This is a genomic window from Pseudomonas salicis, assembly GCF_057128705.1.
The window spans coordinates 165,612-192,114 of the sequence record NZ_JBSKHU010000005.1 but is presented as its reverse complement, the minus strand read 5'-3'; the positions used below and the strand labels follow the sequence as shown (position 1 = coordinate 192,114).

Below are 26,503 nucleotides of genomic sequence, written 5' to 3'. Positions count from 1 at the left end.
GCCGGATGTACCAGCCTCTCGCGAATTAATTCGCTCCTACAGAGGACGGTGTTCATCGACATTGCACCGCTTACCGACCGCTGCGCTTATGACTGCCGCGCTTCGCCAACCGCTGCCACCAGGAATCCACCAGCCCACTGTCACCCGGCGCCTGTAAGTAGGCGGCGAGCAGTTCGCGGATTTCGGCTTCGTTCCACATCGGTGCGCGCCGTAGCAAAGGCTCGATGTCCTTGACCCGATCCCGTTGGCCGAAGATTGACTTGCGGGTTTTCTCAAGGTCGATCAACTGCGCTTGATAGGCGCTGCCTTTGGCTTTCATGAAAATGTGCTTGGGGTAAAAACAGCCATGCACCTGACCAGCCTTGTGCAACGTGCGCGCCAGTTGACCGCAGGCTTGCAGAATCGCCAGGCGCTGAGTCGCAGCCAGCGCGTCCCACTCGCTCAACAACGTGTCCAGATCGCTCCAGCCATCCAGCGCCCGAGTCATCAGAATGGCCCGACGCTCGCCATCGACCTTTTTCTCGCCATAAAACACCGCATGCAGCGCCGGAATGCCGAGCTTCTGATAGAGGCTGATGTTGCGAAACTCGCGAGAAAACGACGGCTCGCCAAACGGGTGATGCAGGGTGTGGGTCAGGTAATTGCTCTGGCGCTTGAGGTAATAACCGGAGCCTTCAAGCTCCAGGCGAAACACGCTGCTCCAGCCGCCGCGCCCGGTGTTGGGTTCGTCCACGGCGTCGAGCTGCACGTCCCACAGCGAATCGAAATCGGCCAGACCGTGGCGCTCCAGCAAGCCACGGTCGGCGTCAGCGATGAAAACACTCATTCCCGTCCCTCGAAAAAGCTGACGATGTGTCGAATGCGCTTCTTGTCCGATGCGTTCAGGCGCTCGCGCCCACGGTATTGCAGATAGAAACGCAGGCGCTGGGTCGCGGACAGGTGATATTTGGCCACCTTGTCCAGACACGCCAAGTCCTTGGTGATCCGATAACGCAGCATGAAACTGATCCAGAATGCGCCGTTCGGGCAATCGATCAGAAACACGGTCGAGCGGTCGTCCACCAACAGGTTGCGCCACTTCAGATCGTTATGGGTAAAACGATGATCGTGCATGGTCCGGGTGTAGCGCGCGACCTGCTGGCTGATTCGGTCCACCCAGGAACGGTTGTCCAGACGCTCGTCGTGGACCCGCGCCAGCTCCGACAAATCCTCGGTGCGCGGCAGTTCGCGGGTGATCAACGCGCCGCGATCATACGCGGCGCCCCGGCGCTCAAGGCCCCAGGCGATCACCTCGGCTGTCGGAATCCCCCACTTGGCGAAACGCTTGAGGTTCTGCCACTCGGACTTCACGCGAGGCCGCCCCAGATAACGGCGCAGCCCTTTGCCCGCCGCGACGTAACGTTTGACGTAGTAATTCACGCCACCACGCTCCACGCGGATCACTTCCGACAGCGGATCGCGGGTCAGCCGCTCGCCTTGCAAGGCAAACACGGCGTCCAGCGATCCAAAGTCAGCGGCCAGCTCGGCGTATTCCGGTTCAAGGTTCCACCCCGCCATCAGAGCGCATCCCCGTACCGCAATTTGCGCTGATAGAGCTTCTCGGCCTTGGCCTCCAGCCACACCAACAACGCCGACTCTTCAGCCAGAATCTGGCGCAGCGGCTGCTGGAAATAGTCTTTGAGGAAACGCATTTTGTCGCGACGGGTGAGGCCGATGTCCAGCGCCGAGAAGTACAGCGCGGCCAGGTCCTTGTTGCGCCAACGTTGAGTGATCTGATCCCGCGTCTGCGCACGGTGCAGGTCGATCACCGACAGCTTGAAGCTTTCCGGGGTGACTGGCGTGTCGGTGTGCAACAGGAAGTGGCACAGGTAGCAGTCGCGATGGTTGACCCCGGCGCGGTGCATCATGCCGACCAGCCGCGCGACTTCAGCAATATACGCCCACTTCATGCGCGGCTTGGGCGGCTGTTTCACCCAGTTGATGCTGACGTCTTCCATGCTCTCGGTCGGCGCCAGCTCTTCGGTGACGATGAACGAATGCTGCGCGGCCGGGTTGCTGCCGCGCTCGCCATAGGCCACGGAGGTCATGGTCGGGACGCCGACTTCCTTGAGGCGGTTGATCGCGTCGAATTCCTTGCCCGCGCCCAGCACCGGCAGTTTGGCGGTCAGCAGATTCTTCGCCACTTCCCCCCAGCCGATGCCGCGATGGATCTTGACGAAATAGCCGCGGCCATCGACTTCGGTGCGCAGCGTGCGGCGGTTTTCCAGCTCGCGGTACACCTGACCTTGCAACGCCTCGACGGCCTCGAACGCGTCGCGCCCGGCCCAGAGGGTCTTGAAGGGTTCAGCAAGGATCAATTTCATCCGTGGTGCTCCGCCAGAATCACATCCGCAGCGTGCTGCGGCATGCTGTAAAGGTCAGCCGTGTCAGCGAACACCAGCCCGTTCTTGCCCCAGGCCGAGCGAGCGGCATCGTCTTCGAGCATGCGGCTCAGGTATTGATTGAGCTGACGCTGCTCGAACGGCTCATCGAGGACCAACCCGCTGTCGGCTTCGGCGATGTAATGGGCATAGCCACACACCGCGCTGACCAGCACCGGCAGGCCTGCGACCAACGCTTCGAGCAGCACCGTGCCGGTGTTCTCGTTGTACGCCGGGTGAATCAACAGGTCGGCGCCCAGCAAGAAGCGCGGAATGTCGCTGCGGCCTTTCATGAAGGTCACGTTGTCGCTCAGGCCCAACGTCGTGCTCTGCAACTGGAAGACTTTGGGGTCGTCCTGACCGATGACGAACAGGCGCGTGCGTTTGCGCAACGCCGACGGCAAGGCCGCGAGGGCTTTCAGGCTACGGTCAACACCCTTGGTCTTGAAGCCGGAGCCGATCTGCACCAGCAGCAGGTCGTCATCGCCCAGCTTGAACTCGCGACGGAATTCGGCGCGGATCTCGGCGGCATTGGCCGGTGCGCGGCGGTCCTGGGAGATGCCCGGCGGCAGCAGGTGAAAGCGCTTGAGCGGCGTGTCGTAGTGCTTGATGAACAGCGGCTGCTGCACTTCGGAAATCATCAGCACTTCGGTTTTCGCGTCTTTGGCGAACACCGAGCGCTCGTATTCGGCGAAGTGGCGATAACGGCCCCAGTATTTGTACAGGCCGTGACGCAGGTTCTGCGCCTTGTCTTCATAACAGCCGTCGGCGGCGTAATACACGTCCAGACCGGGCATTTTGTTAAAACCGATCAGACGATCCACCGGACGCTTGGCCAGGTCGGCGTTCATCCAGTCGGTGAGCTTTTCATTGCGGCGATGATTGAAGATCGCCTTGACCGGCGCCACCAGCACTTCGAAGCCGGGCGGCACGTCACCTTCCCAGATCAGCGTGTAGACGCGGATCGAATGCCCACGCTGCTGACACTCCAGCGCGATGCGCATGAAATCGCGCTGCAAGCCGCCGAAGGGAAAGTATTTATAGAGCACGAATGCCAGTTGCATCACGGATGTTCCTTTGCCAGCAACAGCGAGCCCAACTGGCCCGCTACTCGCTCGGGATTCAGGCGAGTGAAGCACATCGGCCACTCGCGTTCGGTATCGACCTGACGCTGATCTTCAGGGGTCGGTCGATAGGTGCATTTCTTTTGCAGGCACGGCGCACAGGCCGGGTAATCGCCTGCGAGGTGAACCTGTGACTTGCCGTAGGCACCGGTCAGGCCGGGGTTGGTCGGGCCGAACAGCGACAGGGTCGGCACGTCCAGCGCCGCTGCCAGATGCCCAAGACCGGTGTCCACTGCCACGCAGCCTTGCGCGCCAGCCAGCACTTTAGCGACGCCTGCCAGATTCAATTTGGGCAGCACAACGGCTTTATCAAGTCCCTCGGCGATACGCTCAGCGCGCGCTTTCTCGGCAGGGTTGCCCCACGGCAGGTGCACTTCCAGACCCTGACCGATCATGCGCTCGGCCAACTGGCGCCAGTACAGCTCGGGCCAATGCTTGGTGTCCCAGGTCGTGCCATGCAGAAACAGCACAAAGGGTGCGCCACTTTCGCTGTTCAGCAGACGACTGCGATCCAGCCCGTAATCCCCCAGGCCCGCCGGAACTTGATAACCCAGCGCTTGACCGAACAATTGCCGCAAACGCTCGACGGCATGCTGCCCGCGAGCAACCGGGTAGGCCTTGTCGTAGAAACGTGCGGCCAAGGGCTCACGTGCGGAGAGCCTGTCCAGACCGGCAATCGGCGCTTTGACGTAGCGCGTCAGAAACGCGCTTTTCAGCAGGCCCTGCGCATCGATCACCAGGTCGTAACGGGTGTCGCGAAGGCGTTGCTTGAACTGGCGCCATTGGCCGTTCTTGAAGGTCTGCCACAGGTTCTTGCGCCAACGCCGGATTGCCACCGGAATCACGCCGGACACCGCCGGGTGCCAGGTCGGGATTTCCGCAAAGCCTTCCTCCACGACCCAGTCGAACTGGATGCCGGGGATGGCCTTGGCCGCATCGGTCAGCGCAGGCAGGGTATGAATGACGTCACCCAGCGACGAGGTCTTGATCAGCAGTACCCGCAAGTCAGGCGACCTCGACCGGCGTGCCGCCCAAGTGGCTCAACGACGTGATGACCGACTCGGGCTCCAGCAGGCGCAGGCAGTTGTAATGTCCGAAACGGCAGGTGCGCTCGAAACACGGGCTGCATTCGATGCCCAGTTGTACGATTTCGACCTGATCGGCCAGCGGTGGCGTGAAGCCCGGCGAGGTCGAGCCGTACACCGCCACCAACGGGCGATTCAGCGCAGCTGCGACGTGCATCAGGCCGGAGTCGTTGGAGACGACCGCATCGGCGCAGGACAGCAAATCGATGGCCTCGGCCAGGGACGTGCCGCCGCTGAGGTTGGCGGACTCTTCGCGCAGGCCGGGAATCAGTCGTTCGCGGATGCTTTCGCCCACCGCGTGATCGTTCTTTGAGCCGAACAGCCAGACCTGCCAGCCCTCGCGAATCTTGGTCTCGGCGACCTTGGCGTAGTGCTCGGACGGCCAGCGCTTGGATTCGCCGAACTCGGCACCGGGGCACAGCGCCAGCACCGGGCGGTCAAGGGTCAAACCGAATTTGGCGAGCGCGGCGTCGCGGCTGACGGCTTCGATTTGCAGGCTCGGTTTCGGATACGGACGCGGGATTTCCGCGTCCTTGTCGTAAGCCAGGGCCATGAAACGCTCGATCATCAGCGGGTATTTCTGCTTATCCAGCACGCGCACGTCGTTGAGCAGGCCGTAGCGGAACTCGCCACGCCAGCCAGTGCGTTTCGGGATACCGGCGAAGAACGGCACCAGCGCCGATTTCAGCGAGTTGGGCAGCAGAATAGCCTGGTCGTACTGGCCTTTCAGCGATTTGCCGATGCGACGACGGGTCGCCAGTTCCAGCGCGCCGTGGCCGAGCGGAAAGCTCAAGGCCGTGCGCACTTCGGGCATGCGCTCAAGAATCGGCCGACTCCACTCGGGGGCCAGCACATCGATTTCGCACTGCGGGTGACGCTGTTTCAGGCACTGGAACAGCGTTTGCGCCATCACCATGTCACCGACCCAGCTGGGCCCTACGATCAGAATTCTCATGCTCAATCCAAAAACGACCAGAAACGAGCAGGGAGGCCCATCAGACTGCGTGACGCTTCCACACAGCCTGACGCCTCCCTGTCATAGCTTTATATAGGTCCGCAAACATCCGGACTTGCAGTGTTTGGGCTGGCCCTATCGCGAGCAAGCTCACTCCTACAAGAAACGAGCGTACCTGTAGGAGTGAGCTTGCTCGCGATAGGGCCAGCAGTCATCTCAACTTTTCAGACGACTCAACTCAACCCCAACTGCCCCCAGACCCGCATCACTTCACGCCGCTCGCTGGCGAACTGATCACCGCTGACCGCGCCCGCCTCTTTCTGCAGGGCCTGTCGGTGTGCGGCGGAACGGTACGCTTTATACACCTCGCGCAAGAGGCTCGCGTCGGCGGCGGGCATCAGCCCTGCCTCTTCCAGACCTTCGAGAATGCGGATGTTATCGGTGTATCGAAGCAGCGCGGGGTGCTCTCTGGACCACGCCAAGGCCGCGTATTGCACCATAAATTCGATATCGACGATACCACCGGCGTCCTGCTTGAGATCGAACGACGACGTGGGTTCGAAGGCATTTGCCCCCTTCCCGGCCAGCGTGCCCTTGGTTCCGAGGTTGTCGCGCATCTTGGCGCGCATGTCGCTGACTTCCTGTCGCAACGTCGCCAGATCACGCTCGCGCCCCAGCACCGACGCGCGCACGCCTTCGAATCCATTGCCCACATCCACACTGCCCACCAGCACCCGTGCACGAACCAGCGCCTGATGCTCCCAGGTCCAGGCTTCGTTCTCCTGATAGCGCGAAAACGCCCCCAGCGAACTGACCAGCAGACCCGCCGCGCCCGAGGGCCGCAGGCGCATGTCCACTTCGTACAACTGGCCGGAGTTGGTCTGCGTGGTGATCAGGTGAATGATCCGCTGACCCAGTCGTGTGAAGAATTGCGCGCCGTCGATCGGCTTCGGTCCGTCGGTTTCCGCCTGGGGGTCGCCATCATGGATGAACACCAGGTCCAGGTCCGAACCATGCCCCAGTTCAATGCCGCCGACTTTCCCATAACCGACAATCACGAACCCCGGATCGCACAACGTGCCATCAGGGCGGCGCGGCGCACCATGACGCGCAACGGTGTGCCGCCAAGCCAGTGCCAGCACTTGTTCGAGAATCGCCTCGGCGAGCCAGGTCAGGTAATCGCTGACTTTCATCAATGGCAGGCTGCCGGTGATTTCCGACGCGGCCACGCGCAGCCGGTGCGCCAGTTTAAAGTGACGCAGTGCCTCCATTTGTTGCTCCAGATCATCCTCGGGGATGCGCGTCAGACGCTCGCGGAGCTCGGCGGCGAGCTCCAATGCCTGGGGCGGGCTGAACAAACGACCTTCGTTGAGCAGCTCATCGAGCAGCAGCGGGAAGCGGGCGATCTGCTCGGCGATCCAAGGACTGGCGGCGCACAACGTCAACAAACGCCGAAGCGCGCCGGGGTTTTCAGTGAGCAGCACCAGATACGCTGAACGCCGGGCGACGGCTTCGACCAGCGGCAATACCCGTTCCAACACCAGATCGGGGTTGGCGTGTTCGACCGCCTGAGCCAACAGTCGCGGAATGAATGCATCGAGCCGTTCGCGCCCCAGTCGCTGCATCGAGCGCAATTGCGAGCTGTTGCGCAGGTTATTCAGATGTTTCAGGGCTTTCTGCGCATCGACGAAACCGCCTTCCTGCAACTGACGGCAAGCAGCTTCCTCGTTTTGCGACTCTTCCCACAGCGGCAACCACTCGCCGCCGACAATCTCTTTGCCACCGTCCTCCTGACCCTCTTCCTCGTCAGGGTCGGCAATCACTTGGCGGAAATGCCAATCGACCCGTCCGCGCCAGTACATCAGTTGCGCGTGGAAGGCATCCCAATCGGCAAAGCCCATGATGAAAGCAATGCGCGCCTGATCGCGGTCGTCTTCAGGGAGCATTTGCGTCTGGCGGTCAGCAATCGCCTGAATGGCGTGCTCGGTGTAGCGCAGGAATTCGTAGCCTTCACGCAGCTCAGTGATGACCGCCGTGGGCAGATAGCCCTGCCCTTCGAGCGTGCGCAGCACTTTGAGCAGTGGCCGCTGTTGCAGGCTCAGGTCGCGTCCGCCGTGGATCAGCTGAAACGCCTGAGCGATGAACTCCACTTCGCGAATGCCCCCGGAACCCAGCTTGATGTTCGCGGCCATGCCCTTGCGCCGCACTTCCTGCTGAATCAGCTGCTTCATGGTGCGCAGTGCTTCAATGGCGGAGAAATCGAGGTAGCGGCGATAGACGAACGGTCGCAGCATTTCCAGCAACTCGCTGCCCTTGGCCTGATCGCCACCGACGACCCGCGCCTTGATCATGGCGTATCGTTCCCAATCGCGGCCCTGATCCTGGTAATACTGCTCCAGCGCGTTGAAGCTCAAGACCAACGCGCCGGACGAACCGTAAGGCCGCAGGCGCATGTCGACGCGGAACACAAATCCGTCGACGGTCACCGGGTCCAGCGCCTTGATCAAGCGCTGACCGAGGCGAATGAAAAACTCCTGGTTGTCCAGCGGACGCTTCACGCCCACCGTTTCACCGCCTTCGGGGTAGGCGAAGATCAGGTCGATGTCAGAAGAGAGGTTCAGCTCGACGGCGCCCAGCTTGCCCATGCCCAGGATGACCATTTGCTGGGCTTCGCCCGTACGACGGCCCGTCGGGAGGCCGAACTGTTGGCAATGTCTGTCATACAACCATCGGTATGCGAGGTCGATACTGCCATCCGCCATGTCGGAAAGGTCGCGGCAGGTTTCGATCAGATCGGCTTGGCGTGTAAGGTCGCGCCAGATAATTCGGACTTGCTGACGCGTCCTTTGACGACGTAGATTACGCCCCAGCTCATCGTCGGTGGTCGCTTCGGCCACCGCGTTGGCGATGTGCTCACGCAGTTCATTGGCCGCAAAGCTGCGCTCCAGCTCGCCGGATTCAGCGAGGTCGAGCAGCATCTGCGGGTCGCGCATGATCTGTTCGGCGACAAAGTCGCTGGACGCGCACACGCGATCAAATGCGGCCAGACGTTCAGCGGGCCAGGCCTCGAAAGTGGCCTGCCCACCCTCGGTCAGAGCGGTGAGTGCAGCGCGAAAGGATTGCTGCGCGCGAGAAACCAACGGCAGAAGGACGGCCGGCAGATTGGCCAGCGAGGGAAGGCTCATGGTCTATCCTTGATCGGCGTTCAAAAGGCTACCCGCCGAGGGGTTTCCCCCTACAAAACGGACTGGACTGTCGAACAAAGGTTAAAAATTGCTGGCATTTGCCTGTTATTGGTTGCCAGCATGATTAGTCAGCTGATCTTTTTATGGTTTCTACCAACATTTTTCATTTGATTCATCGCAATACATGAGCGAAAACATCGTTCAGCTGTAGTTTTACTACTGTATATACAAGTCAAAAAGCTGAAACGGCTGGAGATTTGTAGTAAAACTACACAACGCCGGGTACCACTCCGGTCTCCAAGAATTTTTACGTCGTCTGCCCACAAGGCCAGTCGCAACAAACTCAGGCAACCGATTCTGGAAGCCTTTCCGCCCTGGAGCAAGCCATGCAAGACCTCGATCCCGTCGAAACCCAGGAATGGCTGGACGCCCTGGAATCGGTTCTCGACAAAGAAGGCGAAGACCGTGCTCATTATTTGATGACCCGTATGGGCGAGCTGGCCACACGTAGTGGTTCGCAGCTGCCGTACTCCATCACCACGCCATACCGCAACACCATCCCTGTTACCCGCGAAGCACGCATGCCCGGCGACCTGTTCATGGAACGCCGCATCCGTTCGATCGTTCGCTGGAACGCCCTGGCGATGGTGATGCGCGCCAACATGCAAGACCCAGATCTGGGTGGCCACATCTCCACCTTCGCTTCCAGTGCGACCCTGTATGACATCGGCTTCAACTACTTCTTCCAGGCCCCGACCGAAGAACACGGCGGCGACCTGATCTACTACCAGGGCCACGCCTCGCCAGGCATCTACGCTCGCGCCTTCCTCGAAGGTCGCTTGAGCGAAGAGCAGATGCTGAAATTCCGTCAGGAAGTGGACGGTGGCGGCCTGTCGTCGTATCCGCACCCGCACCTGATGCCTGACTTCTGGCAGTTCCCGACCGTTTCCATGGGTCTGGGTCCGATCACCGCGATCTACCAGGCACGCTTCATGAAGTACCTGGAAAACCGTGGCTTCATCCCGGCCGGCAAGCAAAAAGTCTGGTGCTTCATCGGTGACGGCGAGTGCGACGAGCCGGAAACCCTGGGCGCCATCTCCCTGGCCGGTCGTGAAAACCTCGACAACCTGATCTTCGTCATCAACTGCAACCTGCAGCGCCTCGATGGCCCGGTTCGCGGCAACGCCAAGATCATCCAGGAACTGGAAGGCGTTTTCCGTGGCGCCGCCTGGAACGTCAACAAGGTCATCTGGGGCCGCATGTGGGACCCCCTGTTCGCCCAGGACGAAGACGGCCTCATGCAGCGTCGCATGGACAAAGCCATCGACGGCGAGTACCAGAACTACAAGGCCAAAGACGGCGCGTACGTTCGTAAGCACTTCTTCGGCGACGATCCAGAACTGCTCAAGCGCGTCGAGAACCTGTCCGACGACGAGATCTGGAAACTCAACCGTGGCGGCCACGACCCGTACAAGGTCTACGCGGCGTACCACCAGGCGGTCAACCACAAAGGCCAGCCTACCGTCATCCTCGCCAAGACCATCAAGGGCTACGGCACCGGTGCGGGCGAAGCGAAGAACACCGCGCACAACACCAAGAAAGTCGATATCGAGTCGCTGAAGAAATTCCGTGATCGCTTCGACATTCCGCTGAACGATTCCGAACTCGAATCGCTGCCGTTCTACCGTCCGGCCGAAGACAGCGCGGAAATGAAATACCTGCGCAAGTGCCGCGAGAAACTGGGCGGCTCCCTGCCTCAGCGCAACCGCGGCAACATCAGCATCCCGACGCCGTCGCTGGACACGCTGAAGTCGGTGCTCGATGGTTCGGGCGACCGCGAAATCTCTACCACCATGGCGTTCGGTCGTATCCTCGCCTCGATGGTGAAAGACAAGGAACTGGGCAAGCGCATCGTTCCGATCCTCGCCGACGAAGCCCGTACCTTCGGTATGGAAGGCATGTTCCGTCAGTTGGGTATCTACTCGCCAGTCGGCCAGCTGTACGAGCCAGTCGACCGCGACCAGGTCATGTACTACCGCGAAGAGAAAGACGGCCAGATCCTGCAGGAGGGCCTCAACGAGGCAGGCGCGTTCTCCTCGTTCATCGCGGCGGGTACGGCCTACAGCAACTACAACACCCCGATGCTGCCGGTCTACATCTTCTACTCGATGTTCGGCTTCCAGCGTATCGGCGACCTGGCATGGGCCGCTGGCGATGCTCAGACTCGTGGCTTCCTGCTGGGCGGCACCTCCGGGCGTACCACGCTCAACGGTGAAGGCCTGCAACACGAAGACGGTCACAGCCACATTCTGGCCAGCACCATCCCGAACGTGCGCAGTTATGACCCTGCCTATGCCTACGAGCTGGCAGTGATCATGCAGGAAGGCACGCATCGCATGATGACGCTGCAGGAAAACGTCTACTACTACATCACCGTGATGAACGAGAACTACCATCAGCCAGCAATGCCGGCCGGTGTAGAGCAAGGCATCATCAAGGGCATGTACCTGCTGGAAGAAGACAAGCGCGAAGCGGCTCACCACGTCCAACTGTTGGGCAGTGGCACGATCCTCAACGAAGTGCGTGAAGCGGCGAAGATCCTGCGCGAAGAGTTCAACATCGGCGCCGATGTCTGGAGCGTCACCAGCTTCAACGAACTGCGTCGCAACGGCCTGGCCGCCGAACGCAGCAACCGCCTGAAGCCAGGCCAGAAGCCACAATTGAGCTACGTTGAAGAGTGCCTCAATGGTCGCAAAGGCCCGGTCATCGCATCGACCGACTACATGAAACTGTTCGCTGACCAGATCCGTCAGTGGGTTCCGACCAAGGAATACAAAGTCCTGGGCACCGACGGCTACGGCCGTTCCGACAGCCGTAAGAAACTGCGTCACTTCTTTGAAGTCGATCGCAAGTTCGTCGTGCTGGCGGCTCTGGAAGCCTTGGCAGACCGTGGCGATATCGAACCGAAAGTCGTGGCGGAAGCCATCACCAAGTTCGGCATCGACCCGGAAAAACGCAACCCGCTGGACTGCTAAGGTCTGCGCTGAAGATCGTATAGAGCGCTGACAGATTGCGCGAAACAGCCGACGATGCGGAATTTACTTCGGGTAAATGAGCATCCAGGGCTGTTTCGTTGCTACTGGACCGGCGCAGTCGAGTGAACAGGTTCTCCTGAGGAGAGACATTGTGAGTGAGCTAATTCGTGTACCCGACATCGGCAGCGGTGACGGTGAAGTCATTGAGTTGTTCGTCAAGGTTGGCGACCGCATCGAGGCCGACCAGAGCCTGCTGACGCTGGAGTCGGACAAGGCGAGCATGGAAATCCCTGCGCCGAAAGCCGGTGTGGTCAAAAGCCTGAAAGTGAAGCTGGGCGACCGCCTGAAAGAAGGCGACGAACTGCTGGAGCTGGAAGTGGAAGGCGACGCCGCTGCTGCGCCTGCCGCCGAGCCTGCTGCTGCTCCGGCTGCTGCCCCTGCTGCCGCTGAAAAGCCTGCGGAAGCGGCTGCCCCAGCACCGGCCGCTGCGCCTGCACCTGCCGCCGAAGCAACCGTTCAGGACATCCACGTCCCGGACATTGGTTCGTCGGGCAAGGCTCGCATCATCGAGCTGCTGGTCAAGGTGGGCGACAGCATCGAAGCTGATCAATCGCTGATCACCCTGGAATCCGACAAAGCCTCGATGGAGATTCCTTCTCCCGCCGCTGGCGTAGTCGAGAGCATCAGCGTCAAGGTCGAAGACGAAGTCGGCACTGGCGATCTGATCCTGAAACTGAAAGTCGCGGGCGCAGCGCCTGCCGCTGCTCCTGCCCAGGCGGCTGCACCGGCTCCGGCCAAGGCTGACGCACCGGCTGCGGCACCCGCGTCGGCTCCTGCACCGAAAGCTGAAGCAGCACCTGCTCCGGCTGCGGCCCCAGCGGCCAGCGGCGCGAAGGTCCACGCTGGTCCGGCTGTTCGTCAATTGGCCCGCGAGTTTGGCGTTGAGCTGAGCGCCGTGGCTGCCACCGGTCCACACGGCCGTGTCCTGAAGGAAGACGTGCAGGCGTACGTCAAATCCATCATGACCAAGTCCAAGGAAGCGCCTGCTGCTGGCGGCGCAACCGGCGGCGCAGGCATTCCTCCGATCCCGGAAGTCGATTTCAGCCGTTTCGGCGAAATCGAAGAAGTGCCGATGACCCGTCTGATGCAACTGGGCGCATCCGGCCTGCACCGCAGCTGGCTGAACATCCCGCACGTCACTCAGTTCGACCAGGCCGACATCACCGACCTGGAAGCTTTCCGCGTTGCGCAGAAAGCCGTCGCCGAGAAAGCGGGCGTGAAGCTGACCGTGCTGCCACTGCTGCTCAAGTCCATCGCGCACCTGCTCAAGGAACTGCCGGACTTCAACAGCTCGCTGGCCCCAAGCGGCAAAGCGGTCATCCGCAAGAAGTATTTCCACATCGGTTTCGCGGTGGATACGCCGGACGGCCTGCTGGTCCCTGTGATCAAGAACGTTGATCAGAAGAACCTGCTGCAACTGGCTGCTGAAGCGGCTGAGCTGGCTGAAAAAGCGCGCTCCAAAAAGCTGTCGGCCAACGACATGCAAGGCGCCTGCTTCACCATTTCGAGCCTGGGTCACATTGGCGGCACCGGCTTCACGCCGATCGTCAACGCGCCGGAAGTCGCCATCCTGGGTGTCTCCAAGGCCACCATGCAACCGGTCTGGGACGGCAAAGCCTTCCAGCCACGCCTGATGCTGCCGCTGTCGCTGTCTTACGATCACCGCGTGATCAACGGCGCCGCAGCTGCACGCTTCACCAAGCGTCTGGGCGATGTGCTTGCCGACATCCGCACCATCCTGCTGTAAGCCGTACAAGGCCCGCCTCTCGCGAGACGGGCCATCGCTGTTTTTCGAGCTGCCACGCTCGTACCTCAACCCCGCCCATTTGGCGGGGCTTTTTTTGGGCGCGGGAAAAGTCTGTCGTGCAGATATCCCCCGGGAAATCGGGTATTAGCAGACCTGGAAGCGCCTCAGAATCACGAATAACAACCACTTACCCCTTCTTTCCGACAAATCCGACCAACAACCTTCAGTTAATGTGCGATTTGCCGACAGATTTATAGCACTAAGCCATCGCGCTCACTTGTCAGCCCGTTCGCCATGATGCAACCTTGCGACACGCGATTTCACAATGGGCGCCTGCCCATGCGCGACAGTACTCTTAAAGCGAGTTCCTTCATGAAAAGCCAACCTGATGCTGCCGCCCGATCGGCAGCCGAGGTCGTGACGCAATTGCCGGTGCCCTCGCGGCTCGGCATGCTGCGTTTCGAGCGGCTGAATGAAGCCAGCTGGGCGATGCTGTACCTGGACCCCAGCTGCGAAAAGCAATTCGACATGCCCGCCGTGGAGCTGTGTGCCCTCATCGGCGCGCCCTACGCGAGCCTGATGGAGCCGGAAGCGCGCTATCAGCTGCACGACGCCATCCAGATGCAGATGGCCAGCAACTCGCATTACGTCATTCGCTATACCCTCCACACCACACGCGGCCCATTGGGTCTGCTGGAAGTCGGCGAGGGCTATCGACAGCACAACCGCGAGCTGCTGCGGGGCTATCTGATGGTGGTCGACGAAGTGTTCGACGCCAGCGAGCTGACGTTCAGCCCCGATCTGGAAGTGCAGAACTCAAGGCTGCAAATCGCGCTGGAACTCAATCAGCGTGCGCAACACGAGCAGTTGCAGCACCTGGAGCGTGTTCGCGCTCAGCAAAGCCTGATCCTGCGTCTGGCGAAACACCGCTACAGCTCCAGCAACTCGTTGCAGGAAGCCGCCGAGCTGATCACCAAAAGCGCCTGTGAAATCTACGACATCGCCCGCGCCGCAATCTGGAACCTGAACGGCCAAACGCTGGAGCCCATCGCGGAATACCGCCGCGACACCGACGAATACCTCACCGCCCGGCCCATCGACATCAGTCGCTTCCCCAGTTATCTGGAAGCGTTGCACACCAGCCGCGCCATTGATGCGAATGACTTCGAGCAAGACCCGCGCACGAAGGAACTGGCCGAAAGCCTATTGCCGCGCCAGATCAGCGCGATCCTCGACGCCAGCGTGCGCATCGACGGACAGGTGGTCGGCGTGCTCTGCCTGGAGCACACCGAAATAGGTCGCGAGTGGCAATCCGATGAAATCGCGTTCGCGGGAGAGCTGGCCGATCAATTCGCCCACGCCATCAACAACCACAACCGGCGCACCGCCACCAATGCCCTGCACCTGTTTCAGCGTGCGGTCGAGCAAAGTGCCAACGCGTTTCTGCTGGTGAACTGTGACGGCGTGGTTGAGTACGTTAACCCGAGCTTCACGGAAATCACTCAGTACTCCGCGGATGAAGTCCACGGCCACCGCCTGTCGGAACTGCCAGCGCTGGAGAATCTGAACTCTCTGCTGCTCGACGCCAACTCAAGCCTGGCCACCAGCAACAGCTGGCAGGGCGAATTCAAGAGCCGTCGCAAGAACCTGGAACCGTACTGGGGCCAGTTGTCGATCTCCAAGGTCTATGGCGACAACCGCGAACTGACGCACTACATCGGCATCTACGAAGACATTACTCAGGCCAAGCTCTCCCAACAGCGGATCGAGCGCCTGGCCTACACCGACAACCTGACCAATCTGGGCAACCGCCCGGCGTTCATTCGTACCCTTGACGAGCATTTCGCCCGGGACATCGAGACGCCGATCAGCCTGTTGCTGGTGGACATCGACAACTTCAAGCGCATCAACGACAGCCTCGGCCACCAGACCGGCGACAAACTGCTGATCAGCCTCGCCCGTCGTCTGCGCAACAGCCTCAGCCCGACCGGCATTCTGGCGCGGTTTGCCAGTAACGAATTCGCCGTTTTGCTGGACGACACCGGCCCTGACGAAGGTCAGCGCATCGCCAGCCAGGTGCTGACGACGCTGGACAAGCCGATGTTCGTCGACAACCAGTTGATCAGCGTCACCGGCTCCGTGGGCCTGGCCTGCGCGCCGTTGCATGGCCGCGATCCTCAGACCCTGATGAAGAACGCAGGCCTGGCGCTGCACAAGGCCAAGGCCAACGGCAAGCATCAGGTACAGGTGTTCACTGAAGCGCTGAACGCAGAGGCCAGCTACAAACTGTTCGTCGAGAACAACCTGCGCCGCGCCCTGACTCAGAACGAGCTGGAAGTCTTCTACCAACCCAAGCTGTGCCTGCGCACCGGCCGGTTGTTGGGCATGGAGGCGCTGCTGCGCTGGAATCACCCTGAGAAGGGCATGATCCGCCCGGACCAGTTCATCAGCGTGGCCGAGGAAACCGGCCTGATCATCCCGATTGGCAAGTGGGTGGCGCGCCAGTCGTGCCGCATGAGCAAGCAACTGACTGCTGCCGGTTACGGCAAGCTGCACGTGGCGATCAACGTCTCGCCCAAGCAGTTCTCCGACCCGGATCTCGTCAGTTCGCTGGCCAGCATCCTGCGCGAAGAGCAGCTCGACCCTTCTCTGCTGGAGCTTGAGCTGACCGAAGGCCTGTTGCTGGAAGCGACAGAGGACACCCGCTTGCAGCTGGAATCCCTGAAAACCCTGGGCCTGACCTTGGCCATGGACGATTTCGGGACCGGCTATTCGTCGTTCAGCTACCTCAAAAAATTCCCCATCGATGTGATCAAGATCGACCGCAGCTTCATCCGCGACATTCCGGATGATCAGGACGACATGGAAATCACCTCGGCCGTCATCGCCATGGCGCACAACCTCAAGCTGACTGTGGTCGCCGAAGGCATCGAGACCGCCGAACAACTGGCCTTCCTGCGCCGCCACCGTTGCGACGTGGGTCAGGGCTATCTGTTCGACAAGCCGATCCCCGGCGAAAACCTGATCGAAGCCCTGCGCCGCTACCCTCGCGGGCCATTGGCCTGAGTCGCCTCCCCCGGCCGACGCCTCCCGTCGACACTTTCCCCTCCTGACGTTGTGCGGCAAACTTGTCGCCTACAGTTGAATCAGAACATTCTGACCCCACTAACGGCAGTCACCTGTCCAGAGAGGATTGACCTCATGGCTCTGCGTTCGGAAATTCTTGTGAACAAAAACGAAATGCCTACCGCCCAGCAAGCGCTGCCGGGTCGTGAAACACCAATGGCCCTGCCTGAAACCCACTTCGTGAATGGTCGTCCGCTGCTCGGGCCGTTCTTTGAAGACGTGGAATTCGCGATTTTCGGCCTGGGTTGCTTCTGGGGCGCTGAGCGTCGTTTCTGGCAACGTGATGGCGTGATCAGCACAGTCGTGGGCTACGCGGGCGGCTTCACGCCGAACCCGACTTATGAAGAAGTCTGCTCGGGCCTGACCGGCCACAGCGAAGTTGTTTTGGTGGTGTACGAGCCTGCGAAAGTCAGCTACGACGAATTGCTGGCGATGTTCTGGGAATTGCACAACCCGACTCAGGGCATGCGCCAGGGCAATGACATCGGCACTCAATACCGCTCGGTGATTTACGCCACCACGCCCGAGCAACTGGACGCGGCGCAGGCGAGCGCCAAGGTGTTCCAGGCTGAACTGACCAAGGCCGGTTTGGGCGAGATCACCACCGAAATCGACCAGGCGCCGACCGTGTACTTCGCCGAGGCCTATCACCAGCAATACTTGGCGAAGAACCCACAGGGTTACTGCGGGATTGGCGGGACCGGGGTGTGCATGCCGGCGAGCTTGAATCCTTAAGGCTCGACACATCCCCTGTAGGAGTGAGCTTGCTCGCGATGCGGCGTATCAGTCACGCTTGACCAACCTGACAGACCGCAATCGCGAGCAAGCTCACTCCTACAAGGATCGGGGACACCCGGGAAACCACTCAGGATTCGGCAATCAACCAATCTATCCGCCAATCACCCTGGGTCTGCCCCAACTTGCTGGCCAGCCACGGCAGCAACTCGCGCAATTCCTCTTCCAGCCCCCACGGCGGGTTGGCAATCGCCAGGCCCGAGCCGTTCAGGCTGTTCGGCGTGTCCAGCGGGTGCACCAGCAACTCCACGCGCAGCAGCTTCGGCGCGCCGGTTTCGGCCAGTTCCTGATAAAAACGCTTGAGCGCACGCTGATCCTTGATCGGATACCAGATCGCCGCAACGGTCTGGCGCATGCGGCTGATCGTTTCTTTCAACGCCACGGAACAGCGCTTCATCTCGTCCAGTTGTTCGAACGGTGGATCGATCAGCATCACGGCGCGCTTTTCCTGCACCGGCAGCAGCGCCCTCGGCACGTGCCAGCCTTCACCAAGGTGCACAGCAACGCGGCGGTCGTATTTCATGTTGTCTTTGAGCAGGGCGCCGTCTTCGGGGTGCTTCTCGTTGAGCAGCACGCGGTCCTGCTCGCGGGTGACGCGCCGGGCCAGCTCGGGCGAACCGGGGTAGTAGCGCAACTCGCCGGTCTTGCGGTTCATGTGACGGATGACGTCCATGTAACCGGCAGCGGCGGCGGGAATGTCATCCGCTTCCCACAAACGACCGATGCCCTCGATCCACTCGCCGGTGCGAGTCGCCTGATCGCCTTGCAGGTCATACAGCCCGAGGCCTGCGTGGGTGTCGAGGTAGGCGAGCGGCTGCTCCTTGCGCGACATCAGCGCGATCAAGCGAGTCAGGACGATGTGTTTCAAGACGTCGGCGTGGTTGCCAGCGTGGAAGGCGTGACGGTAGTTCATGGCGGCTCCTGGAAGGCTGCGGAGTTTACCAAAACCGTCGACGTTGCGCAGACCGCCCGTAGCCGAACGGGGGTGACCAAACGACAGGCAAAAAAAGCCCCGGTTAAGCCGTTACAAAACCGGGGTTGAGGGACTTGCGCGGGCTAGAGGGTGACCAAACCGTGGCCCGAGCAATGTTGAATAACGCCATTATGCCGAATTAACTAAATGGTTACATAGCTGAAACCGACACAGTGATGTGCATGCCAGACATTGCCGACGACAGGTATTGCCGAGCGTGCGGCGCACTACCAGAATCGGCTCAACCTCAATAAAAGGAGCGAGCGTCATGATGCATGCAGACCTGATCGACCAGGACGATCTTCTCGGTCAACTCAGATCCATCGGCTTTGAAATGCCATCAGGCGCCACCGCCGAACAAGCCTGCGCCCAAGCGGTCTGCGGCCTGACGGAAGACCGCGCCCGTGCGTTGCGTCAGTTGGTGGAGAAGATGCTCAGCGGCAGCGCGACCATCCTGCCAGCTGTGCGCCAGGCGATCGATCAGCAGTTGTTGCCCGCGCTGGCGACGTGCAACAAAGGGCGCGCGCAGGCCTGAGCACGCCCTGGAAACCTGTGGGAGCGAATTCATTCGCGAAAGATCGTACAGCTGATAGAAATCTGTCGGATGTACTGGCCGATCGCGAATGAATTCGCTCCCACAAGGGGTCATGCGCCCGGCACCTGACCCCAATATTGTCCCGCCTGCTTTTACAGCCTCACACTCGCAAACGTCGATTCATTACGCGCTTGGCTCAAAGCCGACAACGGGCCGGACAGCGGCGCCAGCACCATGGCTTGCGGAATCGGCATCATCGCCACTTGCTGTGCGGTGTTGGAACCCACGCGCTCGTCACGCGGCGGAATGCCAAAGTATTCGCGGTAGCACTTGGAGAAGTGCGGCGTGGAGACGAAGCCGCAGACCGACGCCACTTCAATGATCGACATCGGCGTTTGCTTGAGCAGCTGACGCGCGCGAATCAGGCGCAGCTTCAAGTAGTAACGCGACGGCGAGCAGTGCAGGTATTTCTGGAACAGCCTTTCCAGCTGACGTCGCGACACCGAGACGTAGACCGCCAGTTCGTCGAGGTCGATCGGCTCTTCGAGATTGGCTTCCATCAGCGCGACGATTTCCTGCAGCTTCGGCTGGTTGGTGCCGAGCATGTGCTTGAGCGGCACGCGCTGGTGATCCTGCTCGTTGCGGATGCGCTCGTAGACGAACATTTCCGAGATCGCGGCGGACAGTTCACGCCCGTGATCGCGGCTGATCAGGTGCAGCATCATGTCCAGCGGCGCGGTGCCACCGGAGCTGGTGAAGCGGTTACGGTCGAGGGTGAACAGACGGGTGCTCATGGCAACGCGCGGGAAGGCTTCCTGCATCGCGGCCAGACATTCCCAGTGCACGCTGCAATCGAAACCGTCGAGCAGACCGGCGCACGCCAACGCCCAACTGCCGGTGCAGACCGCACCCAGACGGCGGGACTGACGCGCCTGGCTTTGCAACCAGCTCACGTGTTCGCGAGTCACCGTGCGTTGAATGCCGACGCCGCCGCAGACAATCACGGTGTCGAGGGCCGGGGCCTTGTGCATGGCCGCGTCGGGGGTAATTTGCAGACCGTCGCTGGCCCAGACCTGGCCGCCGTCGACGCTCAATGTGGTCCAGCGATACAGCTCACGGCCAGACAACTGGTTGGCCATACGCAGTGGCTCAACCGCAGATGCGAGAGAGATGAGTGTGAAATTGTCCAACAGCAGAAAGCCGATGGATTGAGGCGCACGGTTCTGGGGTTGAGCCCCGGAGTTGAACGAAGTCATCACGGTATCTCCTCACACGAAAAGCGGTTGATGGCCCCAATTAGAGGCTCTTGTTGTTTTGCCCTCGTCAGTGGAGAGCTTTGTCTATTGCAACGCAAATGCCATGCCTAAAGTTGAATGGGCATTCAATAACTTCTGATAGCGACGTCGCGATGCGTCTATTCGGGAGCGACATGGGTGTTCCGTTAGCGACCTATCGATTCGGGAGCCTTGAGAACATTGGGCGGGATGAGCAAATCGGTATCACTTGTGTGAAAAACCCCGAGATCAGACGCTGAGGGAGTGTCACCCAGTGCACGGCTGACCGGCGGTAGGTCAGCCAGGTGGGTGAAGCGTGGCGTTGCGCCACGTCCCCACACTTCACGCGCCAAAAGGTAGCGGCGGGTTGAGCGCGTGAGCGAAAAGCGAGCAGAACCGATTTAGCGTCAGCACTCCACCGCGCTGACTGCCAACCCTCCGCGCGACGTCTCTTTGTATTTGTCGTGCATGTCAGCGCCGGTATCGCGCATGGTGCGAATTACGCGGTCCAGCGAGATAAAGTGCTGGCCGTCGCCACGAAGCGCCATTTGCGCAGCGTTGATGGCTTTCACCGCTGCGATCGCGTTGCGTTCGATGCACGGCACTTGCACCAGACCGCCCACTGGATCGCAGGTGAGACCCAGGTTGTGTTCGAGGCCGATTTCGGCGGCGTTGCACAGCTGCTCAGGCGTAGCCCCCAGAATGTCGGCCAGACCCGCAGCGGCCATGGCGCACGCCGAACCGACTTCGCCCTGACACCCCACTTCGGCGCCCGAAATCGACGCGTTCTTTTTGCAGAGGATGCCGATCGATGCCGCACCGAGGAAATAATCCACGACGTTGGCTTCGCTGACTTCATCGCTGAATTTCACGAAGTAATGCAGCACCGCAGGAATGATCCCCGCCGCACCATTGGTCGGCGCCGTCACCATGCGCCCGCCCGCTGCGTTTTCCTCGTTGACCGCGAGGGCGAAGAGGTTGACCCACTCCATTGCGCTCAGGGTCGAGCCGATGACGTTGGGCTTACCCAATTCCTGAAGGCTGCGATGCAAACGCGCCGCACGACGGCGCACGTTCAAGCCGCCTGGCAACACGCCCTCTTCTTTGAGGCCGTGCTCGACGCAATCCTGCATCGCTTTCCAAAGTCGCATGAGCCCGGCGCGAATCTCTTCTTCGCTGCGCCAGACTTTTTCGTTTTCCAGCATCAGTTCCGAGACGCGCAGGTTGTGCTTCTCGCACAGACGCAGCAGTTCTTCGGCGCTGGAAAAGTCATAAGGCAAAACAGTGCTATCGGCATCGAGCACGCCGCTCGCGGCCTGAGCCTCGTCCACCACAAAACCGCCGCCCACCGAGTAATAGGTGTCGCGATGAAGTTCGCCACTGGCATCGAAGGCGATCAGCGTCATGGCGTTCGGGTGATAAGGGAGGTTTTCGTCGATAAGCAACATGTCCCGCTGCCAGACGAATGCGATCGGATGATCGCCGTTGAGCTTCAGGGTGTCGGTTTCGCGCAACTCGGCGATGCGACGGCCGATGGTGGTCGGGTCGATTGCGTCCGGCCATTCGCCCATCAGGCCCATGATCACGGCGTTGTCGCTGCCGTGTCCGATACCGGTTGCCGACAGCGAGCCATAGAGGCGCACTTCGATGCGTTCCACGTGCGCCAGCTTGTCGCTTTCACGCAGGCCCTGAACGAACAACGCGGCGGCGCGCATCGGCCCCACGGTGTGAGAACTGGATGGGCCGATACCGATCTTGAACAGGTCGAACACGCTGATAGCCATTTACCGCAAACCTCCGAAGAACAGGGCTTCCGGCGCGCCAAGCGGCCGGCGACGGAGCTGCTACGCTTCTAGCTGCAGTCCATCGAGATGTCGGCATCATCAGCCTTTTATCTGGAGGGACGGCGTCTCACACCGACTCACTCTTGTCCACGAACGCCGCGGCTGATGATCCGCAGGGGGCAGCACTGTGCGTGGAGAAAGTGCCACTGTTTTCGACACTTTTTGCCGCAAGGACACTCGAAAAGCGTTCGGCGGACGGGGAAAAAATCTGTAAGCGACGTCACTGACACTGGATACGACCCCCTCTGTACTGGTTACGACGCACCCTGTAGGCGTTTGATTTTGGCTGTTACATGATCGTTGTCGACTCAATCGCCAGACGCAGTGATAGAGCTGTTTTTCCACTTGACTCGCCGACACCAAAAAAACGCGTCAGCCCTGACTGATGACGAGAAGAAAGCACCTAAGGAGTCCAACCATGAAAGGTTCACATAAGCTATTGCTAGGCGTTGCGTTGAGTCTGCCGATGCTGGCCCAGGCCGCAGAGCCCGCCGCTTGCCAGACGGTCAATTTCTCTGATGTCGGCTGGACCGACATCACGGCCACCACGGCCACTACCAGCGTTGTCCTCCAGTCGCTGGGCTACAAAACCAAGACCACGATGATTTCCGTGCCCGTGACCTACAAATCGCTGGCCGATGGCAAGAACATGGACGTGTTCCTCGGTAACTGGATGCCGACCATGGAAAACGACATCAAGGCTTACCGTGACGCAGGCACTGTCGAAGTGGTGCGCACCAACCTAAAGGGCGCCAAATACACCCTGGCGGTCCCGCAAGCGCTCTATGACAAGGGCCTGCACGATTTCGCCGACATCGCCAAATTCAAGAAAGACCTCGACGGCAAAATCTACGGCATCGAGCCTGGCAACGACGGCAACCGCCTGATCCAGAGCATGATCGACAAGAACGCCTTCGGCCTGAAAGACGCAGGCTTCAAAGTCGTCGAATCGAGCGAAGCCGGCATGCTGTCGCAAGTGGACCGCGCCTCCAAACGCGACACCGCCGTGGTGTTCCTTGGCTGGGCACCGCACCCGATGAACAAGCGCTTCAAGATCCAGTACCTGACCGGCGGCGACGACTTCTTCGGACCTGACTTCGGCGCTGCAACCGTCGCGACCAACACACGCAAGGGTTACAGCCAGGAATGCAGCAACGTGGGTCAGTTGCTGAAGAACCTGGAATTCACCGTCGACATGGAAAGCGAGCTGATGGGCAACATCCTCGACGACAAGATGAAGCCTGAAGCCGCCGCCAAGGCGTGGATCAAAAAGAATCCGAAAGTACTCGACACCTGGCTGGCGGGTGTCACCACAGTGGACGGTAAACCTGGCCTGGATGCCGCTAAAGCCGAGCTGACGAAGTAACTCGACACGCAGGCGGGCGCGCCCGCCTGTTGTCCTCTTTTCATCCCGCACGCGGACAATCGATATCATGCTGACTGATCATAAAATCCCCCTAGGCCAGTACATCGCAGGCTTTGTCGAATGGCTGACGCAACACGGCGCCAGCACCTTCGACGCCATCGCTTCGTCGCTGGAATCCATGATTCATGGGCTTACCGGTGGTCTGACCTGGTTTAACCCTTTCGTTCTGATCGGCTTGATTGCTCTGCTTGCTCACTTCATTCAGCGCAAGTGGGGCCTGACCGCCTTTGTCGTGATTTCCTTTCTGCTGATCCTGAACCTGGGCTATTGGCAGGAAACCATGGAGACCCTGGCGCAAGTGCTGTTCGCCACCCTGGTCTGCGTGGTCATTGGTGTGCCGCTGGGCATCGTCGCCGCACATAAACCGTGGTTCTACACCGCGATGCGCCCGGTCCTCGACCTGATGCAGACGGTCCCGACTTTCGTTTACCTGATTCCAACCCTGACCCTCTTCGGGCTGGGCGTGGTGCCGGGTCTGATTTCGACGGTGGTGTTCGCGATTGCCGCGCCTATCCGTCTGACCTATCTGGGCATCTGCGATGTCCCGCAAGAACTGCTCGACGCCGGTAAAGCCTTCGGCTGCTCCCGCCGTCAACTGCTGTCCCGTATTGAACTGCCCCACGCCATGCCAAGCATCGCGGCCGGTATCACCCAGTGCATCATGCTGTCGTTGTCGATGGTGGTGATTGCGGCACTGGTGGGCGCCGACGGCCTGGGCAAACCCGTGGTCAACGCACTGAACACTGCTGATATCGCACTGGGCTTCGAAGCGGGCCTTGCGATCGTACTGCTGGCGATCATGCTCGACCGTATCTGCAAACAACCCGACGCTAAAGTGAGGGCCGACGCATGAGCATCATCAAATTCGACCAGGTAGACGTCGTCTTCTCCAAAGACCCGCGTGAGGCTCTCAAGCTGCTGGACCAAGGCCTTGCGCGGCCGGAAATCCTGAAGAAAACCGGCCAGATCGTCGGTGTTGAAAAAGCCAGTCTGGAAATCAACAAAGGCGAGATCTGCGTGCTGATGGGCCTGTCCGGTTCGGGCAAATCCAGTCTGCTGCGCTGCATCAACGGCCTGAACACCGTGAGCCGTGGCTCGCTGTTCGTCGAGCACGAAGGCAAGCAGATCAACATCGCCAACTGCACGCCCGCCGAGCTGAAAATGATGCGCACCAAGCGCATCGCGATGGTGTTCCAGAAGTTCGCCCTGATGCCCTGGCTGACCGTTCGCGAGAACATCAGCTTCGGTCTGGAAATGCAGGGTCGTCCCGAGAAAGAACGTCGCCAATTGGTAGACGAGAAGCTCGAATTGGTCGGCCTGACCCAATGGCGCAACAAGAAGCCCGACGAACTGTCCGGCGGCATGCAGCAACGTGTGGGCCTGGCCCGTGCGCTGGCGATGGACGCCGACATTCTGCTGATGGACGAACCGTTCTCGGCGCTCGACCCTCTGATTCGCCAAGGCCTGCAAGACGAACTGCTGGCCCTGCAGAAGAAACTCAGCAAGACCATCGTGTTCGTGAGTCACGACCTGGACGAAGCCCTCAAGCTCGGCACCCGCATCGCGATCATGAAAGACGGCCGGATCATCCAGTACAGCGTGCCGGAAGAAATCGTGCTCAACCCGGCGGACGAATACGTGCGGACCTTCGTGGCCCACACCAACCCGCTGAACGTGCTGTGCGGTCGCAGCCTGATGCGTTCGATCAACGATTGCACCCGCATCAACGGCTCCCAAGTGTGCCTGGACCCGGGCAACGATTCGTGGATCGATCTGGCCGACGGCAACACCATCAAAGGCCTGCATCAACACGGCGCGCCGGTTGACCTGCAAAGCTGGGAACCGGGTCAGTCGGTAGAGAACCTGGGCCGCAGACCGACCGTCGTGCACTCGGACATCGGCATGCGCGAAGCCCTACAGATCCGTTACCACACCGGCAACAAGCTGGTGCTGCAAGAGAACAACCAGTTGGTCGGCATCCTCGGCGACAGCGAGCTGTATCACGCGTTGCTGGGCAAGAATCACGGCTGACCGCACAAACGCTTCACGCAAAACCTGTAGGAGTGAGCTTGCTCGCGAAACGTCAGTAGATCCAACAAATGGAGTGACTGACAGAACGCAATCGCGAGCAAGCTCACTCCTACAATTGATCGTTTCAACAAGCTGATTCGGCATATTTCGTGCCCTTTCCGCGCGCCCATCCTTTTTTGTTGATTGAACGTTCAATTAAAAAGCAATAGACTGGAGGCCGTTTTTCAGTCCTTAACGATCACTCGGCGAGCCAAGGAGACTCACAGATGCCCAAGGTCGGTATGCAACCCATTCGGCGCCAACAACTGATCCAGGCCACGCTCACGGCGGTGGACCAGGTCGGCATGGGCGACGCCAGCATTGCGTTGATCGCCAAACTGGCAGGGGTCTCCAACGGCATCATCAGTCACTACTTTCAGGACAAGAACGGCCTGATCGCCGCAACCATGCGCCACTTGATGAACGCGCTGATCGTCAACGTCGCCGAGCGGCGTCAGGCGCTGACCGATGACAGCCCGCGCGCGCATCTGAAAGTGATCATCGAGGGCAACTTCGACGCCAGCCAGGTCAACGGCCCGGCAATGAAAACCTGGCTGGCCTTCTGGGCCACCAGCATGCATTCGCCGACGCTGCATCGCTTACAGCGGATCAACGATCACCGCCTGTATTCGAACCTGTGCTGCCAGTTCCGCCGCGTCTTGCCGCTGGAGCAGGCGCGCACCGCCGCTCGCGGTCAGGCGGCCTTGATTGACGGCTTGTGGCTGCGTGGCGCGCTTTCGGGTGACGCCTTCGATACCGAACAGGCGCAACAGATCGCCTACGAATACATGGATTTCCAACTGGCAAAAGCGGCGCGCTGATCCTGATAGGGACGGCAAGCGGCCCGAC

19 protein-coding genes are annotated in these 26,503 nt (G+C 60.4%); 9 read left to right on the top strand and 10 right to left on the bottom strand.

Annotated features, from left to right (window positions below):
- Positions 1 to 70 precede the first annotated feature (70 nt).
- The 7 genes from ACWKWE_RS19375 to glnE all read right to left on the bottom strand — a co-directional run bounded on the left by ACWKWE_RS19375 (position 71) and on the right by glnE (position 8,769).
- Entirely contained in the window at positions 71 to 826 is a 756-nt protein-coding gene (locus ACWKWE_RS19375; protein ID WP_166596058.1) for a lipopolysaccharide kinase InaA family protein, read from the bottom strand.
- A complete protein-coding gene (locus tag ACWKWE_RS19370) occupies positions 823 to 1,557 on the bottom strand; it encodes a lipopolysaccharide kinase InaA family protein (protein WP_483851416.1) in 735 nt (244 codons plus the stop codon). The genes ACWKWE_RS19375 and ACWKWE_RS19370 overlap by 4 nt, the downstream gene beginning before the upstream one ends.
- Positions 1,557 to 2,363 (bottom strand): lipopolysaccharide core heptose(I) kinase RfaP, encoded by an 807-nt coding sequence (gene rfaP, locus ACWKWE_RS19365; protein WP_483851415.1) that lies wholly within the window; start codon positions 2,361 to 2,363, stop codon positions 1,557 to 1,559. Before rfaP ends, ACWKWE_RS19370 begins: the two co-directional genes overlap by 1 nt.
- Positions 2,360 to 3,484 (bottom strand): glycosyltransferase family 4 protein, encoded by a 1,125-nt coding sequence (locus ACWKWE_RS19360; RefSeq protein ID WP_166596061.1) that lies wholly within the window; start codon positions 3,482 to 3,484, stop codon positions 2,360 to 2,362. The genes rfaP and ACWKWE_RS19360 overlap by 4 nt, the downstream gene beginning before the upstream one ends.
- Positions 3,484 to 4,548 (bottom strand): lipopolysaccharide heptosyltransferase I, encoded by a 1,065-nt coding sequence (gene waaC, locus ACWKWE_RS19355; protein ID WP_483851414.1) that lies wholly within the window; start codon positions 4,546 to 4,548, stop codon positions 3,484 to 3,486. The genes ACWKWE_RS19360 and waaC overlap by 1 nt, the downstream gene beginning before the upstream one ends.
- Before the next feature lies 1 nt (position 4,549).
- Positions 4,550 to 5,584 (bottom strand): lipopolysaccharide heptosyltransferase II, encoded by a 1,035-nt coding sequence (gene waaF, locus ACWKWE_RS19350; RefSeq protein ID WP_166596063.1) that lies wholly within the window; start codon positions 5,582 to 5,584, stop codon positions 4,550 to 4,552.
- Between the two features lie 233 nt (positions 5,585 to 5,817).
- Complete coding sequence (gene glnE, locus ACWKWE_RS19345; RefSeq protein ID WP_483851413.1) at positions 5,818 to 8,769, bottom strand: bifunctional [glutamate--ammonia ligase]-adenylyl-L-tyrosine phosphorylase/[glutamate--ammonia-ligase] adenylyltransferase; 2,952 nt, start codon at positions 8,767 to 8,769, stop codon at positions 5,818 to 5,820.
- A gap of 386 nt (positions 8,770 to 9,155) precedes the next feature.
- On the opposite strand from glnE, the gene aceE reads away from it, so the two are divergent.
- The 4 genes from aceE to msrA all read left to right on the top strand — a co-directional run bounded on the left by aceE (position 9,156) and on the right by msrA (position 17,472).
- Positions 9,156 to 11,804: a pyruvate dehydrogenase (acetyl-transferring), homodimeric type gene (gene aceE / locus ACWKWE_RS19340; RefSeq protein ID WP_341960388.1), complete on the top strand. Its 2,649-nt coding sequence runs from the start codon at positions 9,156 to 9,158 to the stop codon at positions 11,802 to 11,804.
- A 151-nt stretch (positions 11,805 to 11,955) separates the two neighbouring features.
- Complete coding sequence (gene aceF / locus ACWKWE_RS19335; RefSeq protein WP_166596066.1) at positions 11,956 to 13,611, top strand: dihydrolipoyllysine-residue acetyltransferase; 1,656 nt, start codon at positions 11,956 to 11,958, stop codon at positions 13,609 to 13,611.
- Between the two features lie 372 nt (positions 13,612 to 13,983).
- Entirely contained in the window at positions 13,984 to 16,677 is a 2,694-nt protein-coding gene (locus ACWKWE_RS19330; RefSeq protein ID WP_166596067.1) for a putative bifunctional diguanylate cyclase/phosphodiesterase, read from the top strand.
- A 135-nt stretch (positions 16,678 to 16,812) separates the two neighbouring features.
- Positions 16,813 to 17,472 carry a peptide-methionine (S)-S-oxide reductase MsrA gene (gene msrA, locus ACWKWE_RS19325; RefSeq protein WP_166596068.1) on the top strand — a complete coding sequence of 220 codons (660 nt, stop codon included), beginning with the start codon at positions 16,813 to 16,815 and terminating at the stop codon, positions 17,470 to 17,472.
- Between the two features lie 130 nt (positions 17,473 to 17,602).
- On the opposite strand, the gene ACWKWE_RS19320 is transcribed toward msrA, so the two are convergent.
- On the bottom strand, positions 17,603 to 18,445 hold the full coding sequence (locus tag ACWKWE_RS19320) for a 23S rRNA (adenine(2030)-N(6))-methyltransferase RlmJ (RefSeq protein WP_341960390.1): 843 nt from the start codon (positions 18,443 to 18,445) through the stop codon (positions 17,603 to 17,605).
- A gap of 328 nt (positions 18,446 to 18,773) precedes the next feature.
- On the opposite strand from ACWKWE_RS19320, the gene ACWKWE_RS19315 reads away from it, so the two are divergent.
- On the top strand, positions 18,774 to 19,040 hold the full coding sequence (locus ACWKWE_RS19315; protein WP_483851412.1) for a hypothetical protein: 267 nt from the start codon (positions 18,774 to 18,776) through the stop codon (positions 19,038 to 19,040).
- Between the two features lie 152 nt (positions 19,041 to 19,192).
- Here the strand turns inward: ACWKWE_RS19315 and gbdR are convergent, their stop codons facing one another.
- Together gbdR and ACWKWE_RS19305 are read right to left on the bottom strand one after the other, a co-directional pair.
- Positions 19,193 to 20,296 (bottom strand): choline metabolism transcriptional regulator GbdR, encoded by a 1,104-nt coding sequence (gene gbdR / locus ACWKWE_RS19310; protein WP_166596071.1) that lies wholly within the window; start codon positions 20,294 to 20,296, stop codon positions 19,193 to 19,195.
- Between the two features lie 425 nt (positions 20,297 to 20,721).
- A complete protein-coding gene (locus tag ACWKWE_RS19305) occupies positions 20,722 to 22,098 on the bottom strand; it encodes an L-serine ammonia-lyase (protein ID WP_483851411.1) in 1,377 nt (458 codons plus the stop codon).
- 478 nt (positions 22,099 to 22,576) lie between these two features.
- Here ACWKWE_RS19305 and ACWKWE_RS19300 point away from each other — a divergent pair, with 478 nt between their 5' ends.
- The 4 genes from ACWKWE_RS19300 (at position 22,577) to betI (ending at position 26,475) form a co-directional block, all read left to right on the top strand.
- On the top strand, positions 22,577 to 23,524 hold the full coding sequence (locus tag ACWKWE_RS19300; protein ID WP_401147359.1) for a choline ABC transporter substrate-binding protein: 948 nt from the start codon (positions 22,577 to 22,579) through the stop codon (positions 23,522 to 23,524).
- Positions 23,525 to 23,588: 64 nt separating this feature from the next.
- Positions 23,589 to 24,437 carry a choline ABC transporter permease subunit gene (choW, locus tag ACWKWE_RS19295; RefSeq protein WP_178115732.1) on the top strand — a complete coding sequence of 283 codons (849 nt, stop codon included), beginning with the start codon at positions 23,589 to 23,591 and terminating at the stop codon, positions 24,435 to 24,437.
- Positions 24,434 to 25,615 (top strand): choline ABC transporter ATP-binding protein, encoded by a 1,182-nt coding sequence (choV, locus tag ACWKWE_RS19290; RefSeq protein ID WP_483851410.1) that lies wholly within the window; start codon positions 24,434 to 24,436, stop codon positions 25,613 to 25,615. Before choW ends, choV begins: the two co-directional genes overlap by 4 nt.
- A 266-nt stretch (positions 25,616 to 25,881) precedes the next feature.
- Complete coding sequence (gene betI / locus ACWKWE_RS19285; RefSeq protein WP_401147355.1) at positions 25,882 to 26,475, top strand: transcriptional regulator BetI; 594 nt, start codon at positions 25,882 to 25,884, stop codon at positions 26,473 to 26,475.
- Positions 26,476 to 26,503 lie beyond the last annotated feature (28 nt).